Here is a 13801-nt window from a genome sequence, read left to right on the forward strand (position 1 = left end):
CGAAGGCCGCGATGCGTGCGGCCTTCGCAAATCGACGGAAAATCTGGCTCGCTTAGCGCGAAATCGGCGGTGTGGGCGGACCGGACGAGTCGGCTGGCGCCGCGGGCGGGGCCGCAGCGGTCGCGGGCGGTGCCGGCTCCTGCGGCTTGGTTGCCGGTTCGGAGCTCGCGGCAGGCTTGGGAGCAGCCTCCTCCGCCGGCCTGGCCTCGGCGGGCTTCGCGGCGGCAGACGGTGCAGCCGGCGTGACCTGCGGTACCGGATCGGGCCGCAGCGCCGGCGTATCGCTGCCGCGCGGCTCGACCTTGGCACTATCAGGCCTGGCTTCAGCCGGCTTCTCCGCCGGCTTGTTCTCGGGCTTCGCCTCGTCACGGCCGGGCTCGACCTTGGCCGTGTCGGGCTTGGTGTCGGACTTGGTCTCGGCCTTCGGCTCGCTCTTCTTGTCTTCAATGGCCGGCGCGGCGGCGTCGACCTTCGGTGCTTCCTCGGTCCCGGGCTTGGCGCGACGCTTAGCTTTGCGTCCCTCGGGCGCTGCCTGGCCCTCGAGCCTCGCACCTTCCTTCGATCCCTCCTCGGGTGGCCGTGCCGCGCGCTTCTGACGGGCGCCCTCGGGCGCGGGAGCGGCAGCCTCGCCGTCCGGCTTGGCGGCGTCCTGGGAGCGCTGGCGGCGCCCCTGATGGTCCGGCGCGGTATTGGCTTCCTTCTCCTTGGCGCCGTCCTTTTTGTCCTTGCCGTCCTTGGCCTGGTAGCGGGTGTCGGTGGCACCGTTTGAGACGAGATAGGACGCGAGCACGCCGGCCATGTCGGAGCTGGTCGTGTAGTGCTGGCGCAGGAAGCCCGGCAGCGAGCCCGGCGCCACCGTCTTCAACAGGCCGCGCGGGCTCTTGTGGCAGGCACTGCAGGTCTGCGCGAAAAGCTGGGATGGGGCCTTGCCGGCCTCGAGGTTCGTCGCCTGCGCAAGAACGGTATCGGTCGCGCCGAAGCCGATCAGAAGCAATACCGTCGCGAGGCTGAGCGCTCGGCTCGACATTCCCATCATCTCCATTGAATTTACGCGAATGCAGCCGGCATAAGGCGCGGCGGCGGGTCACCTTTTAGCGGATTGAGCCGCGAATGGAAGCAGCCTCCACACGCAAGGATGTGATTAAGCGCTTTTGGAATATCGGCTGTGATCACAGCGCAATAGCGCTGCAGCTTGTTCGAGTGCCGGTGGCCTCGTGAGACGACGCGTCGCCTGTCGGAAGCGGCACATCGTCGCAAAGTCACGACGCCGCAGACACCCGTCATCGTGCGCGCGAAGGCGGCGCCGAACCCGGGCCTGACGCTGGTTGGTGAATAAATCCTAATGACGCAGGGTCGAGATCTGGGACGATCGGAACGAGGCTGTTAACGCCAGTTGCGCCCGCAGGTCCGCGAGGATCTCGGGCGAGACCGGCTCGCGCCGCACTTCGGGCCGCTCGGCGTGCTGCATGGCCGCGATGAGGCCCGACAGCCAAAGCCGGCTGGCCGCCTCGCTTCGCCAATTCTGCTGCCGTTCTGGCCGCATCGCTCGCCTCGTTCCCTGGTGGCGGGAGACAACCCCCCGCCCGCCTTCCTGTTCCGGGTCGTACCCCGAAAGAATCCGGGGAGATGTGATCTGTTTCACATAAGTCTCGTCGGGCCCGGCTTAGACCCTCGCCATGAGCAAGCGGACCCAAACCTCATTCGACGTGCAGGACGACCTCCGCACCGATTACGCCCTGATCGCCACCGGCGTCGGAGCGGCCCTGGTTGCGCTGGTCTACCTCCTGCTGGTCTGAATCCGAGCCCAAAGCTCCCGGCGTGCGTCATTTCGCGCGCTTCTTGATACGTCTGCGCGCCAATCCATTAGGTTCATGTCACCCGGAGTTTTCCGTGGCGCGGTCACGGCCGCTTCCGGGACGGGCGAGTTCCGCAAAAACCGTCAAGCGCGGCGCGTGCCGCGGCTGCCAATCATCCACCATTTTAACTGAGCGGTTGATAGCGGTCAGCTTTTGCTTCCGCTTTGGCCTGAGGCGGCGCTTTATCCCGGCCCCGTATCCGCCCCAGAAAATTGCTAACGCTCGACCATGGCCCTGACTGATTCGAACGTCCTCAAACTCGCGCCCGAGCCCGGAACTCCGGCGTATCGGAGCGCGCCGCATAATATCGAGGCGGAACAGAGCCTTCTCGGCGCGATCCTGGTCAACAACGACGCCTTCTACCGCGTCTCCGACTTCCTCGAGCCGAAGCATTATTTCGAGCCGCTGCATCAGACCATCTACGAGACGGCCAGCAGCCTGATCCGGATGGGCAAGATCGCCACGCCCGTCACGCTGAAGACGTTCCTCCCGGCCGACACCGATGTCGGCGGCATGACCATCGGGCAATATCTGGCGCGGCTCGCGGCGGAAGCGACCACCATCATCAACGCCCAGGACTACGGCCGTACCATCTATGATCTGGCGCTGCGACGCGACCTGATCGGCATCGGCGAAGACATGGTCAATGTCGCCTATGACGCGCCGGTCGACTTCGCACCGCGGGCGCAGATCGAGGACGCCGAGCGCCGCCTGTACGAACTCGCCGAATCCGGCCGTTATGACGGCGGCTTCCAGAAATTCTCGCAGGCGTTGGCGGTCGCGGTCGATCTCGCGGCCAAAGCGTTCCAGCGCGATGGAAAGCTGTCCGGCATCTCGACCGGCATGCGCGACCTCGACACCAAGATGGGCGGCCTCCAGCACTCCGACCTCATCATTGTGGCCGGACGCCCGGGCATGGGCAAGACTTCGCTGGCGACCAACGTCGCCTACAACGTCGCCAAGGCCTATGTCGGCGAGGTCCAGGCTGACGGCACCATGAAGGCCGCCAATGGCGGCGTGATCGGCTTCTTCTCCTGCGAAATGTCGGCCGACCAGCTCGCCACGCGTATCGTCGCCGAGCGCACCGGCATTCCCTCCTCCCACATCCGCCGCGGCGGCATCTCGGAAGCCGATTTCGACAAGATCCGGGAAGTCTCGATCGAGCTGCAGTCGCTGCCGTTCTATGTCGACGCGACCGGCGGCCTGTCGATCGCGCAGCTGATGGCACGCGCGCGCCGGCTGAAGCGGCAGAAGGGCCTCGATCTCCTCGTGATCGACTACATCCAGTTGCTCTCCGGATCCGGCAAGCGGAGTGACAACCGAGTACAGGAAATCACGGAGATCACGACCAGCCTGAAGGCGCTGGCCAAGGAGCTCAACGTTCCCGTGATCGCGCTGTCCCAGCTCTCACGCCAGGTCGAATCCCGCGACGACAAACGGCCGCAGCTCTCCGACTTGCGTGAATCCGGATCAATCGAGCAGGACGCCGACGTCGTCCTGTTCGTTTACCGCGAGGAATATTACCTCGCCATGAAGGAGCCCCGCCCAGGCACGCCTGAACACGAGAAGTGGCAGCTTGACATGAGTCTTGCGCACGGAAAGGCCGAGGTCATCATCGGCAAGCAGCGCCACGGCCCGACAGGCACCGTCGATTTGGCGTTCGAAGCCTCGGTCACGCGGTTCGGCGACCTCGCGCCTGACAGTCAGTTGCCGGTTCGCAGCGGCAACGACTACTGAGTTCCTTGAACCAGACCGGCCTCTTGCGTAAAACGGCGCCATGACAATGGCGTCCGACCCGAAAATGATCCCGCAATCCGGCCTCCTCTCCGCGGAGGCCAATCAGGCTGCCGCGCTCGCAGCCTATGGCGGCGTGCTCACCGTCGATCTCGACGCCATCATCGCCAATTGGCGCAAGCTCGAGAAGACGGCCGTGCCGGCCGAATGCTCGGCCGTGATCAAGGCCGATGCCTATGGCTGCGGCGCCGCGCAGGTCTCGCGGGCCCTTAGCAAGGCCGGCTGCAAGACCTTCTTCGTCGCCACCATCGAGGAAGCGCGCACAGTGCGCGAAGCCGTGCCGGAGGCCGCGATCTACGTGCTCGGCGGCTATTTCCAGAACACCGGCGAGCACTACGCCAGGATCAATTGCCGGCCGGTGATCGGCGATCTCAACGAGCTTGCCGAATGGGACGTGTTCTGCCGCCGCACCGGCTGGACCGGAGGCGCCGCTGTTCACATCGACACCGGCATGAACCGGCTCGGGCTGACGCTTGCGGACGCGCAGGCCATCATCCCCCGCATCAACGCCGGCGATCACGGCATCACGCTGGTGATGAGCCATCTGGTCTCGGCCGAGCAGCTCAACAGTCCCGTGAATGCAAAACAGCTGGCAACCTTCCGCAGTATCGCCAGCGAATTTTCCGGCGTGCCGGCTGCGCTTGCCAATTCCTCCGGAATCTTCCTCGGCGCGCCCTTCCAGTTCGACCTGGTGCGGCCGGGCGCAGCGCTCTACGGCGTCAACCCGACGCCTGAGGCCGACAACCCGATGCAGCCCGTGGTCGACCTCAAGGCGCGCATCGTGCAAACCCGCAATGTCGAGCGCGGCGAGAGCGTCGGTTATGGCGGTACCTGGACCGCGCGGCGGCCGACAAAACTCGCAATCATCGCGGTCGGCTATGCCGACGGCTATTTCCGCGCCGCCAGCTCCAATGACGGCACCCGCGGCGCCGAGGTCGTTGTCGCCGGCAAGCGCTGCCCGGTCGCGGGCCGCGTTTCGATGGACCTGATCGCGATCGACATCACCGACTTGGCCCCGAATGCGGCGCGGCGCGGCCACTTGGTGACGCTGCTCGGCGAGGGCATCACCGTCGACGAGCTCGCGCATCATTTCGGTACCATTGGCTACGAGGTGCTGACCAGCCTCGGCCACCGCTACGCCCGCGTCTACAAGGGCGGCAATGAGGTGGAGCCGCTGGTCAAGCCGGAGCCCGCGCCGACGGCCGAGCAGTCGCCCTCCCCGCCGCCGATCGAGCAGCCCGCGAGCCCGCCGCCGCTGCCGAGTTAGGGACGCGCCCGTTCTTCGGGCGCGGCGCAGCGCTCCTTCAGCAATGCGCTGCAGAGCCGGGGCCATCTCCTCGCACCGTACTCTGTCGCTTTCTGGGTCCCGGCTCTGCGGAGCAGCGTCACACGCTGCGCCGCGTCCGGGACACGAGACTTACTTCTTCCGGCTGTCGAGCGCCGTCTTGCAGGACGCGCTGAGCTGATCGCGCTTGGCGTTGAGGCAGGCGATGATCTTGCCGCCACCGGGCGCGATGCCGGCGCAGAATTTGTCATAGTCCGCCTTGCACGCGCCGCGTGGATCGGACGATTGTGCCGACGAGACACCGGAGAACGCGACGACGAATGCGACGATGGCGAGGCTCAGACTGGACTTCAACATGGATTTGGATCTCCGGTGGCGGCGCAAACGACCGCGGCCGCAATCTCTACATGAAGATTGCGGCACTCAACGTCAACCGAATCTGTCCTACGACCGCGCGGCGAAGCCTGATGTCGCTGCCTCGCCCGTGGTCCTAGGGGCGATGATGCTTCATCGATCTCATCGCGCTCTATTATCCGCGCGCCTTGTTATCGATAACCCACGCATCCATGCTCTCTTTGCACGCGTTGCCGATATGGCTCCTGTACCTGTTCAGGCAAGCAACAATGCGCCCGCCCCCCGGCACGACACTGGGGCAATATTTGAAATATTCCACCCTACAGGCGATTTCCATTTTCTCGGCAGCAAGAGCCACTCCGGAAAATGCGGTTGCGGCCACGACTACGGCAAGGCAAAGCTTGGTCATCGTCGAACCTCCATCGTGTCGATCGGCAATTTTGGGTTGTAAGCATACATCATGGAACGCCGATGACAACGGTTGCGAGTCATTTCTGAAGATTTCCAGTCGTTGGGCCCATGAGGATCGCGACGTTCAACATCAACAATGTCAACCGCCGCCTGCCCAACCTGTTACGTTGGCTGAGCGCGGCGAAGCCTGATGTCGTCGCGCTCCAGGAACTGAAGGCAGCCGACGGCGAATTTCCGGCAGCGGCCATCGAACAGGCCGGCTACGGCGCGGTGTGGTGTGGACAGAAGACGTGGAACGGCGTCGCCATCCTCGCCCGCAATGCCGAACCCATTCTCACGCGCGACCGCTTGCCGGGAAAACCAGGTGATCACGAGGCCCGCTATATCGAGGCCGCCGTGCGCGGAATCATCGTCACCAGCATTTACCTGCCGAACGGCAATCCGCAGCCGGGGCCGAAATTCGACTACAAGCTCGACTGGTTCGCGCGCCTCAAGCGCCACGCCAAGACCTTCATCAAGCAGGATCTGCCCGTGGTGCTTGCCGGCGACTACAACGTCGCGCCTGATGAGATCGACATATATCCGACGCGGTCATGGGACAAGGATGCGCTGATTCAGCCGAAGAGCCGCGCTGCGTTTGCCTCGCTGGTCGAACAAGGCTGGTGCGATGCGATCCGTGAGCTGCATCCGGAAAAGCGCATCTACACGTTCTGGGACTACAAGCGAAACCGCTGGCCGCGCGATGCGGGCCTGCGGCTCGATCATCTCCTGCTCAGCCCTGCCCTCGTCTCGCGGCTGGCCAAGGCAGGTGTCGACAAGAAGGTGCGCGGCGAGGACGGGGCGAGCGATCACGCGCCGGCGTGGGTGGTGCTGAAGGAGCGTTGATCTCGTAGGGTGGGCAAAGGCGCTCTTGCGCCGTGCCCACCATCTTCTATCGCGAGTAAGGTGGTGGGCACGCTTCGCTTTGCCCACCCTACGAGATCGCGCCAGATCAACGCCCGTAATACTCCTGCACCGTATCCCACGCCGCCTTTTGCAGCAGTTGGGTCGTCTCCGCATCCAGTCCCATGTTGTAGGAATTGCCGACCGGCGAGCGCCCGGTCAGCGCGGCGAGCGTCACGCAGGTTGCCAGATACGTGCCCGCCGGACTCGGGTGCCGCTTGTCCGGCGCATACAGATTGAGTTCCGGCTGGAGCTTGCGCACGCGCGCGAAGGCGAGGCCTGCGGGAATCACGAGCGCATCATTGGCATTGCCGGCGATCGTATAGGCCTCGGCCAACGCTTCCGTCATCTCCGGCTTGTCGGCATAGGCCCAGGACATAAAAAACACCGGCCGCATGCCGTGGGCGCGGACGATCTCGCTGTCCTTCTTGGCGAAGGTCGCGAACGCGTCCTTGAGTTGCGGATGGATCGGGCACTGGCTGCAATCCATCATGACGACGGCATCGAACTGCCTGCCCGGCTTGTTGAAGACGACGTTGTTCTGCTCGTCGAAGGAATAGGCGCCGATGCCGCCCGGCCGCAGCAGATTGTCCATGTCGTGCCAATCGAGGCCGGAGCCGCCGATCGTAGCCATGGTGTTGCGGTACGCCGCCTTGTTGTCAGCATCAGCCGCGCGCTCCATAAAGGAGAGATGCCCGGGCATGCCGTTGTTGTAGTAGAAGAAGCTGTTGCCGACGAACAGCGCGGCCTTGGGGAAGTCAGGTCCTGATGTCGTGACCTTCGGTTTGGTCTGCGCCTGCGCGTTGAAGCCGGCTACAACGGCCAGACACATTGCGAGCATCACTCGCGCAAAAAGACGCATCATGGCTTCCCCCCTTTTTCTCTGGGGCCGGACCAAATCAGCTTTTCAAAATCGCCTCAAGGTCACAGACGCGCAGCGGACATGCGCGCGCCCTGCATGCTCACCACAAATTCCTGCCGTCGATCATGTTCACCGGCACGGCATCGAGATCGAAATCGTCGAACAGGCGAGCGTTCACCGCAACCTTGGGATTGTCGAAATCGGCCTTGCCGGTCGACCAGTCCGGCGACTCCGAATAGGTGCCGCAACCGCAGCTCGCGCAGAAATGATGTTTGACCGTGCGGCTGCCCCAGAGATAGGTCGCGACACTTTCCGGCGGCGACAGCAGGCGAAATTGCGCCGGCGTGTAATAGGCCCACAACGCGCCCCGCTTGGCGCAGAGGGAGCAGGTGCAGCGCGTCACGCTCGCTGGCACCTCCGTCACCTCGAACACCGTCTCACCGCAATGACAGCTTGCCTCGATCGGCATCGACCCGCTCTCCGTTTTGTCAGGAGATGGTCGTAGCCTGCCCCTGCTGCCAACATGCTGTCAGCAGCGCAACTCGGTCATGGAGCCTCGTTCGCGGACAGCCGCCTGGCGTTCGCAGCCACGTGCTCGCGGTAGCGCTGGACGATCGTGGCCGGCGTTGCTCCCGCAAGCAGGCTCGCGGCCGCCTCGAAAGCCGCGGCGATCTTCTCGCTGACCATCAGCGCGGCCTCCTGCCGGGCGCCCTCGTCGCCGTGGCTGAGCGTCTCGCAGCGCAGCCGCACCACCTCGCTCGCTTCGACCGCGAGCATCGCGCCCGCATACCAGGGAAAGCCGTTATCGGATCCGCTGAGCGCCGCATGGCGGTCGAGGGCGGAGAAAGAATGATGATCGGGCATCGCGGACCTCAAATTCTTTGAGTGAGCGCTCCGATCAATACGCCTCAAATTTGAAGGACCCGGCCGGGGAACTGATCGGATTGGCCGCGCCTGCGACACCCGCAATTAACCAAGGCTCTTGACGCCGACGCGCTGGTTAGCCTACTGGTCTGACCAAGATCAGACCAAAGAAGAGACCGGGATGGAAGTGAAGCGGGCCACCGAGGGCGAAAAAGGGTTCGAGAAGGTGTTCGCCTTCCTGCGCGAACGCCTGCTTGCGGGCTCGCTCAAGCCCGGCGACCGCCTGGTTTCTGAGCGCGAGCTGGCAACCCTCCTCGGCGTCAGCCGGCCGATCGTCCGCGAGGCGCTGCGCGCCCTCACAGTGCTCGGCATCGTCGAGATCCGCGACCGCATCGGCACCGTAGTGACGCAGCCGGACGTCTCCGTGCTGAACGACTTCTTCACCTTCGCGCTCGCCCAGCAGGCGGACATGCTCGATGACGTCATGCAGGCGCGTGTCGCGATCGAGTGTCAGGCGATCCGGCTCGCCTGCGAGCGCGCCAACATCGCCGATTTCGAACGCCTGCAGCGTGCGCTCGCGAAGATCGGAGAGACGATCGACGAGGCGGATGCCGGCGGCATGGCCGACTTCGAATTCCATCGCGCCATCGTCGTGGCCTCGCATTCGGAAACGCTGACGGTCTTGCACGGCTCGCTGGCGGGACTGCTGACGCATTCGCATCGCAGCCGCCGCGAACTGGTGCAGGCCTTCCCGTCGATGAAGACGTATTTGATCGACGACCACCGGCGCATCTTCGACGCGATCATCGCGCGCGACCCCGAGCGAGCGGATGCGACGCTGCGCAAGCATTTTGCTATTGGCGACGAATACCGCAGGCGCGCCGTCGTCGGCGACATCGACAAGACCAGCGCCTCAGGCTGATCGCGGCAGGCCAACAAGCAAGAAACCAATCAACCAAGAAACGGACGACTGACATGGGACGGAACGACAAGGGCAATGTCGGCTTCATCGGCATCGGCACGATGGGCCGCGAGATGGTGCGCAACCTCCTGGCGGCCGGGCATGCGGTTCGCGTCTTCGATCTCAACGAAGCCGCCTTGGCCGACAGCGTCAAGGAAGGCGCGGCCGGCGCCAACAGCCCCGCCGACGCCGCGCAAGGCGCTGACATCGTCATCACCATGCTGCCCGATACACCCCACGTCGAGGCGACCGTCTACGGCGAACATGGTCTCCTGAAGTCTCCCCCACCCGGCAAGCTGATCGTCGACATGAGCACGATCTCGCCGGTCGCCGTCCGCCGCATCCATGCCGACCTGCAAAAGGCCGGCGTCAGCTTCATCGACGCGCCGGTCTCGGGCGGACCGGTGGGCGCCAAGAACGCTGCGCTCTCGATCATGGCCGGCGGCGATGCGGCGGCCTTCGCGCAGGCCGAGCCGTTCTTCCGCGCAATGGGCACGACCATCACGCATGTCGGCGCCTCCGGCGCGGGCCAGACCGTAAAGCTCTGCAATCAGTTGATCTGTGGCATCAACATCCAGGCGATCTGCGAGGCACTAGCGCTCGGGCGCGCTTCCGGCATCGATCTCAATCTGCTGCGTCGCGTTCTGCTCGGCGGCTCCGCCGCGTCCTGGATGCTTGACAAGCTCGGCCCCGCAATGATCGCGGGCGACGTCTCCGCCGGCTTCCGGATCGATCTCCAACTCAAGGATCTCCGCCTGGTGCAGGAGCACGCACAGGCGCTGGGCGTGCCGCTGCCCGGCACCGCGCTCGTCACCAGCCAATATGTCGATGCGCGCGCCCATGGCGAAGGCAGCAACGGCAATCAAGCGCTGTTCCGCGTCTATGACCGCATGACCAACCAGGTGACGGGCTGAAGCCGATACGATGAGCCTCCAACTCGACTTTCCCGCGGTGCTGGAGCGTTGGCCGAATTTTCTGGCCGGCGCGGCGCTGACGCTGGAGTTGGCGGCCTTTGCGACGGTGCTCGGCGCCCTGTTCGGCACGCTCGCGGCCGTCGGCCGTGGCTCGCGAAGCTCGCTGATCGCGGGCGCCTGCAAAGTCTATGTCGAGACCATCCGCAACACGCCGCTGCTGGTCCAGATCTTCCTGGTCTATTTCGGCCTCGCCAGCCTCGGCCTGAAATTCTCCGCCTTCACCGTGGCGGTGGCCGCGTTGACGATCAATGTCGGCGCCTACACTGCCGAGATCATGCGCGCCGGCTTCGAAGCGATCCCGCGCGGACAGATCGAGGCCGCCGAAGGACTGGCCCTGTCGCGCCTGCAAATCTACTGGCACATCATCCTGCTGCCGGCGATCGAGAAGGTCTATCCGGCGCTGACCAGCCAGTTCGTGCTGTTGATGCTGGCCTCCTCGGTCTGCTCGCAGATCTCGGCGGAGGAACTCACCGCCGTCGCCAACTACATCCAGTCGGACACCTACCGCGCGTTCGAGACCTACATCATCGTCGCCGTGCTCTACGTCATCCTGTCACTGGTGATGCGCGCGGGCTTCTGGGGCCTCGGCCTTGTGCTGTTCCCGCGCCGGCGCCGGCTCGGCACACCGTTGTGAGATGACCATGGGCGGACATCTCAACATCAATCATCTGATGTTCCTCGGTCAGGGCGCGCTGTGGACGATTGGCCTGTCCGGGATCGCGCTGATCGGCGGCGGCATCGTCGGCTTCGTGATCGCGCTCGCGCGCATCTCGCCGCTCAAATCGGTGCGGATCGCCAGCGGCGTCTACGTCCAGCTGATCCAGGGCACGCCGCTGCTCGTCATCCTGTTCCTCGGCTATTTCGGCCTCGCCGCGATCGGCCTCAAGGTCTCGCCGTTAGCTGCCGCCGGCGCTTCGCTCACGCTATATGTTTCGGCCTATCTCGGCGAGATCTGGCGCGGCTGCATCCAGTCAGTGCCGAAGCCGCAATGGGAGGCCGCCGAAGGCCTCGCGCTGAGCCGCACCCAGCGGATGATGAAGGTGATCCTGCCGCAGGCGATCCGCATCGCGACGCCGCCGACCGTTGGCTTCATGGTGCAGATCATCAAGAACACCTCGCTCGCCTCCGTGGTCGGCTTCGTCGAGCTGATGCGGTCGGGCCAGATCGTCAACAACTCGCTGTTCGAGCCGTTCGCCATCTACGCGATCATCGCCGTCGTCTATTTCGCCATGTGCTATCCCCTGTCCCTGTTCAGCCAGAAGCTGGAACGGCGGATGGGGCGTGGCAGGTCCAACCTCGCACCAGCCTGACATGCAGCAAAACCCCTCCTCCTCCGAACCGATCGTGTCGCTCCGCGACGTGCAGAAGAGCTTTGGCCCGCTCCGGGTGCTCGATGGCGTCTCCTTTGCCGTCGAGCGCGGCGAGGTGCTGGCACTGATCGGCCGCTCCGGCTCCGGCAAGAGCACGGCGCTGCGCTGCATCGACCGCTTCGAGAAGGTCGACGGCGGCGAGATCGTCGTGTGCGGGCATCGCGTCGACCGCCCTGATGTCGATCTGCGCGCGCTGCGCCAGGACGTCGGCATCGTGTTCCAGAGCTACAATCTGTTTCCGCACCTCACCATCGAACAGAACATCACGCTCGCCCCCTGCGCCGTGAAGGGCATGGCCACCTCGCAAGCCAGGGACCTCGCCCGAAAAGTGCTCGCGCAGGTCGGGCTCGACGAGAAACTGCACGCCTATCCCGAGCAGCTCTCGGGCGGACAGCAGCAGCGCGCGGCCATCGCCCGCTCGCTCGCGATGCAACCGAAGGTGATGCTGTTCGACGAGGTCACCTCCGCGCTCGATCCCGAGCTTACCGGCGAGGTGCTGAAGGTGATCGAGCAATTGGCGGCGGACGGCATGACCATGGTGATGGTCACCCACGAGATGGGTTTTGCCAAAGGCATCGCCGACCGGATCGTCTTCATGCATCGCGGCAAGGTCCACGAGACCGGCCCCGCCTCGATCCTGACGTCGCCGGCGACGCCCGAACTCACGCAATTCGTGGGCACTGGAAACTTAAAATCATAACAGGAGAGGAGAACCAAGGATGACAAACAAGACACTGCTGGGGACCGCCACCGCGCTGTTCGGTCTCGTCATGATATCAGCCACGCCGGCATCGGCCGATCTGCTCGACGACATCACGCAGGCCAAGAAGATCCGCATCTCGACGGACGTCGCCATTCCGCCCTCGGGTATGATGGACAGCAGCATGAAGCCGACCGGCTCCGACGTCGAAGTGGCGCAACTGCTCGCCAAGGATTGGGGGCTCGAGCTCGAATTCATCCAGACCACCGGCGCGACACGCATCCCCAACGTCCTGACCGGCAAGGCCGACATCATCATCTCGACCTTGTCGGTGACGCCCGATCGCGCCAAGGTCATCGACTTCACCAAGCGCTATGCGACGCTGCAATCCGACGTCGGTTGCCTGAAATCCTCGACCGTCAAGGACTGGCCCGACCTGAAGGACAAGTCGATCGGCGTCTCCCGCGGCACCACGCAGGACACCACCCTGTCCAACATGAAGGACAAGGACCTTAAGATCTCGCGCTACGACGACGACGCCACGATGGTGACGGCGGCCGTCTCCGGCCAGGTCGACTGCGTCGCCTCGTCGGCGACGATCATCAACCAGATCGGGGTGAAGAACCCGTCGCGTGTGTTCGAATCCCGGATCCCGCTGGCGACCTTCGACCTCGCGATCGGCCTGAAGAAGGGCGAGCAGCGCCTGATGGACAAGCTCAACGCCTGGATCACCGAGAACGTCAAGAACGGCAAGCTCAACGCGATCTACAGGAAATTCCACGGGGTCGAGCTGCCGCCCGACATGCGCAGCTGAAACCAGGGAAAATCGTGGCAGCCGCGAAGCGGCTGTCACGACCAACATAAAATCAAGAAGGACATCACATGCGTCTCGTCATCGGATCCGACCACGCCGGCTGGCCGCTCAAGCAGACCGTTATCGATCACATCCGCAGCCTCGGCCACGACATCGTCGATGTCGGCTCCCATGACGACAAGCCGGTGGACTTCCCCGACATCGCGCGGGCCGTGGCTCAGAAGGTGACGTCAGGCGAAGCCGCACGCGGCATCATGGTGTGCGGCACCGGCGTCGGCGCCTCGATCGCGGCCAACAAGATGAAGGGCATCCGCGCCGCGGTTTGCCACGATGTTCATTCCGCCCATCAGAGCGTCGAGCATGACGACGTCAACGTCATGTGCATCGGCGCGCAGATCGTCGGCGCCTGGCTCGCCGTGGATCTGGTCTCGTCCTACCTTTCCGCCGAATTCTCGACGGACGAGGATTTTCGCCGCCGCGTCGAGAAGCTGCGCATCATGGACGAGCAAGGCTGACGGCCGGCTGGGATGGCATGCGCTGAGCGATTGGTTCCCTCGCCTGGAATGGATCGCCCGCATCGCCGGCCACGGCTAAACTCTCCCGATTCGTGGAGA

At 64.5% G+C, this 13801-nt stretch carries 17 protein-coding genes; 11 read left to right on the plus strand and 6 right to left on the minus strand.

The genetic code is table 11. The features are described from left to right. Nucleotides 1-52 precede the first annotated feature (52 nt). Together AB7290_RS24570 and AB7290_RS24575 are read right to left on the minus strand one after the other, a co-directional pair. On the minus strand, nt 53-1027 hold the full coding sequence (locus tag AB7290_RS24570) for a hypothetical protein (protein ID WP_085402902.1): 975 nt from the start codon (nt 1025-1027) through the stop codon (nt 53-55). A gap of 312 nt (nt 1028-1339) precedes the next feature. Continuing rightward, nucleotides 1340-1543, minus strand: coding sequence for a transcriptional regulator (locus AB7290_RS24575; protein WP_085402844.1), 204 nt, complete (start codon nt 1541-1543; stop codon nt 1340-1342). 541 nt (nt 1544-2084) lie between these two features. Between AB7290_RS24575 and AB7290_RS24580 the strand changes: the two genes are divergently transcribed. Together AB7290_RS24580 and alr are read left to right on the plus strand one after the other, a co-directional pair. Next, nucleotides 2085-3593: a replicative DNA helicase gene (locus tag AB7290_RS24580; protein WP_063983703.1), complete on the plus strand. Its 1509-nt coding sequence runs from the start codon at nt 2085-2087 to the stop codon at nt 3591-3593. A 46-nt stretch (nt 3594-3639) separates the two neighbouring features. Beyond that, complete coding sequence (gene alr, locus AB7290_RS24585; RefSeq protein ID WP_354076020.1) at nt 3640-4917, plus strand: alanine racemase; 1278 nt, start codon at nt 3640-3642, stop codon at nt 4915-4917. A gap of 150 nt (nt 4918-5067) precedes the next feature. Here the strand turns inward: alr and AB7290_RS24590 are convergent, their stop codons facing one another. Continuing rightward, the gene (locus AB7290_RS24590) at nt 5068-5292 is read right to left on the minus strand and encodes a cysteine rich repeat-containing protein (RefSeq protein ID WP_071914679.1); all 225 of its coding nucleotides are present in this window, start codon (nt 5290-5292) and stop codon (nt 5068-5070) included. Here AB7290_RS24590 and AB7290_RS24595 point away from each other — a divergent pair. Then, nucleotides 5291-5740 (plus strand): hypothetical protein, encoded by a 450-nt coding sequence (locus tag AB7290_RS24595; RefSeq protein ID WP_144030804.1) that lies wholly within the window; start codon nt 5291-5293, stop codon nt 5738-5740. The two genes, AB7290_RS24590 and AB7290_RS24595, sit on opposite strands and share 2 nt — an antisense overlap. Before the next feature lie 68 nt (nt 5741-5808). Then, nucleotides 5809-6585: an exodeoxyribonuclease III gene (locus tag AB7290_RS24600; protein WP_354075944.1), complete on the plus strand. Its 777-nt coding sequence runs from the start codon at nt 5809-5811 to the stop codon at nt 6583-6585. A 106-nt stretch (nt 6586-6691) separates the two neighbouring features. Here the strand turns inward: AB7290_RS24600 and AB7290_RS24605 are convergent, their stop codons facing one another. The 3 genes from AB7290_RS24605 to AB7290_RS24615 all read right to left on the minus strand — a co-directional run bounded on the left by AB7290_RS24605 (nt 6692) and on the right by AB7290_RS24615 (nt 8368). Then, nucleotides 6692-7507: a DUF4886 domain-containing protein gene (locus tag AB7290_RS24605; RefSeq protein WP_085402840.1), complete on the minus strand. Its 816-nt coding sequence runs from the start codon at nt 7505-7507 to the stop codon at nt 6692-6694. Nucleotides 7508-7604: 97 nt separating this feature from the next. Continuing rightward, on the minus strand, nt 7605-7973 hold the full coding sequence (locus tag AB7290_RS24610; protein WP_085402839.1) for a GFA family protein: 369 nt from the start codon (nt 7971-7973) through the stop codon (nt 7605-7607). A 77-nt stretch (nt 7974-8050) separates the two neighbouring features. Further along, on the minus strand, nt 8051-8368 hold the full coding sequence (locus AB7290_RS24615) for a hypothetical protein (protein WP_085402838.1): 318 nt from the start codon (nt 8366-8368) through the stop codon (nt 8051-8053). A 181-nt stretch (nt 8369-8549) separates the two neighbouring features. On the opposite strand from AB7290_RS24615, the gene AB7290_RS24620 reads away from it, so the two are divergent. From AB7290_RS24620 to rpiB, 7 genes are all read left to right on the plus strand, one after another. Further along, a complete protein-coding gene (locus AB7290_RS24620; RefSeq protein ID WP_071914689.1) occupies nt 8550-9290 on the plus strand; it encodes a FadR/GntR family transcriptional regulator in 741 nt (246 codons plus the stop codon). Then, nucleotides 9290-10243 carry an NAD(P)-dependent oxidoreductase gene (locus AB7290_RS24625; protein WP_283808582.1) on the plus strand — a complete coding sequence of 318 codons (954 nt, stop codon included), beginning with the start codon at nt 9290-9292 and terminating at the stop codon, nt 10241-10243. Before AB7290_RS24620 ends, AB7290_RS24625 begins: the two co-directional genes overlap by 1 nt. Nucleotides 10244-10253: 10 nt before the next feature. Further along, nucleotides 10254-10937: an amino acid ABC transporter permease gene (locus AB7290_RS24630; protein ID WP_085402836.1), complete on the plus strand. Its 684-nt coding sequence runs from the start codon at nt 10254-10256 to the stop codon at nt 10935-10937. A 7-nt stretch (nt 10938-10944) separates the two neighbouring features. Beyond that, the gene (locus AB7290_RS24635) at nt 10945-11613 is read left to right on the plus strand and encodes an amino acid ABC transporter permease (protein WP_071914693.1); all 669 of its coding nucleotides are present in this window, start codon (nt 10945-10947) and stop codon (nt 11611-11613) included. Nucleotide 11614: 1 nt separating this feature from the next. Next, entirely contained in the window at nt 11615-12373 is a 759-nt protein-coding gene (locus AB7290_RS24640; protein ID WP_085402835.1) for an amino acid ABC transporter ATP-binding protein, read from the plus strand. A 19-nt stretch (nt 12374-12392) separates the two neighbouring features. Further along, nucleotides 12393-13187 carry a transporter substrate-binding domain-containing protein gene (locus AB7290_RS24645; protein WP_085402834.1) on the plus strand — a complete coding sequence of 265 codons (795 nt, stop codon included), beginning with the start codon at nt 12393-12395 and terminating at the stop codon, nt 13185-13187. Between the two features lie 68 nt (nt 13188-13255). Next, a complete protein-coding gene (gene rpiB / locus AB7290_RS24650) occupies nt 13256-13702 on the plus strand; it encodes a ribose 5-phosphate isomerase B (RefSeq protein ID WP_085402833.1) in 447 nt (148 codons plus the stop codon). Nucleotides 13703-13801 lie beyond the last annotated feature (99 nt).

Origin of the sequence: Bradyrhizobium sp. 613_E4_N2_2 (assembly GCF_052075995.1) — a bacterium.
In the GTDB taxonomy this organism is placed as follows: Bacteria; Pseudomonadota; Alphaproteobacteria; order Rhizobiales; family Xanthobacteraceae; genus Bradyrhizobium; species Bradyrhizobium barranii.

Bases quoted from the DNA above. Each gene is read 5' to 3' on its own strand.
- AB7290_RS24615 (WP_085402838.1), bottom strand. From the start codon at position 8,368: ATGCCCGATCATCATTCTTTCTCCGCCCTCGACCGCCATGCGGCGCTC.
- rpiB (WP_085402833.1), top strand. From the start codon at position 13,256: ATGCGTCTCGTCATCGGATCCGACCACGCCGGCTGGCCGCTCAAGCAG.
- AB7290_RS24610 (WP_085402839.1), bottom strand. From the start codon at position 7,973: ATGCCGATCGAGGCAAGCTGTCATTGCGGTGAGACGGTGTTCGAGGTG.
- AB7290_RS24605 (WP_085402840.1), bottom strand. From the start codon at position 7,507: ATGATGCGTCTTTTTGCGCGAGTGATGCTCGCAATGTGTCTGGCCGTT.
- AB7290_RS24580 (WP_063983703.1), top strand. From the start codon at position 2,085: ATGGCCCTGACTGATTCGAACGTCCTCAAACTCGCGCCCGAGCCCGGA.
- AB7290_RS24640 (WP_085402835.1), top strand. From the start codon at position 11,615: ATGCAGCAAAACCCCTCCTCCTCCGAACCGATCGTGTCGCTCCGCGAC.
- AB7290_RS24635 (WP_071914693.1), top strand. From the start codon at position 10,945: ATGGGCGGACATCTCAACATCAATCATCTGATGTTCCTCGGTCAGGGC.
- alr (WP_354076020.1), top strand. From the start codon at position 3,640: ATGGCGTCCGACCCGAAAATGATCCCGCAATCCGGCCTCCTCTCCGCG.
- AB7290_RS24570 (WP_085402902.1), bottom strand. From the start codon at position 1,027: ATGTCGAGCCGAGCGCTCAGCCTCGCGACGGTATTGCTTCTGATCGGC.
- AB7290_RS24575 (WP_085402844.1), bottom strand. From the start codon at position 1,543: ATGCGGCCAGAACGGCAGCAGAATTGGCGAAGCGAGGCGGCCAGCCGG.
- AB7290_RS24620 (WP_071914689.1), top strand. From the start codon at position 8,550: ATGGAAGTGAAGCGGGCCACCGAGGGCGAAAAAGGGTTCGAGAAGGTG.
- AB7290_RS24595 (WP_144030804.1), top strand. From the start codon at position 5,291: ATGGATTTGGATCTCCGGTGGCGGCGCAAACGACCGCGGCCGCAATCT.
- AB7290_RS24600 (WP_354075944.1), top strand. From the start codon at position 5,809: ATGAGGATCGCGACGTTCAACATCAACAATGTCAACCGCCGCCTGCCC.
- AB7290_RS24590 (WP_071914679.1), bottom strand. From the start codon at position 5,292: ATGTTGAAGTCCAGTCTGAGCCTCGCCATCGTCGCATTCGTCGTCGCG.
- AB7290_RS24645 (WP_085402834.1), top strand. From the start codon at position 12,393: ATGACAAACAAGACACTGCTGGGGACCGCCACCGCGCTGTTCGGTCTC.
- AB7290_RS24630 (WP_085402836.1), top strand. From the start codon at position 10,254: ATGAGCCTCCAACTCGACTTTCCCGCGGTGCTGGAGCGTTGGCCGAAT.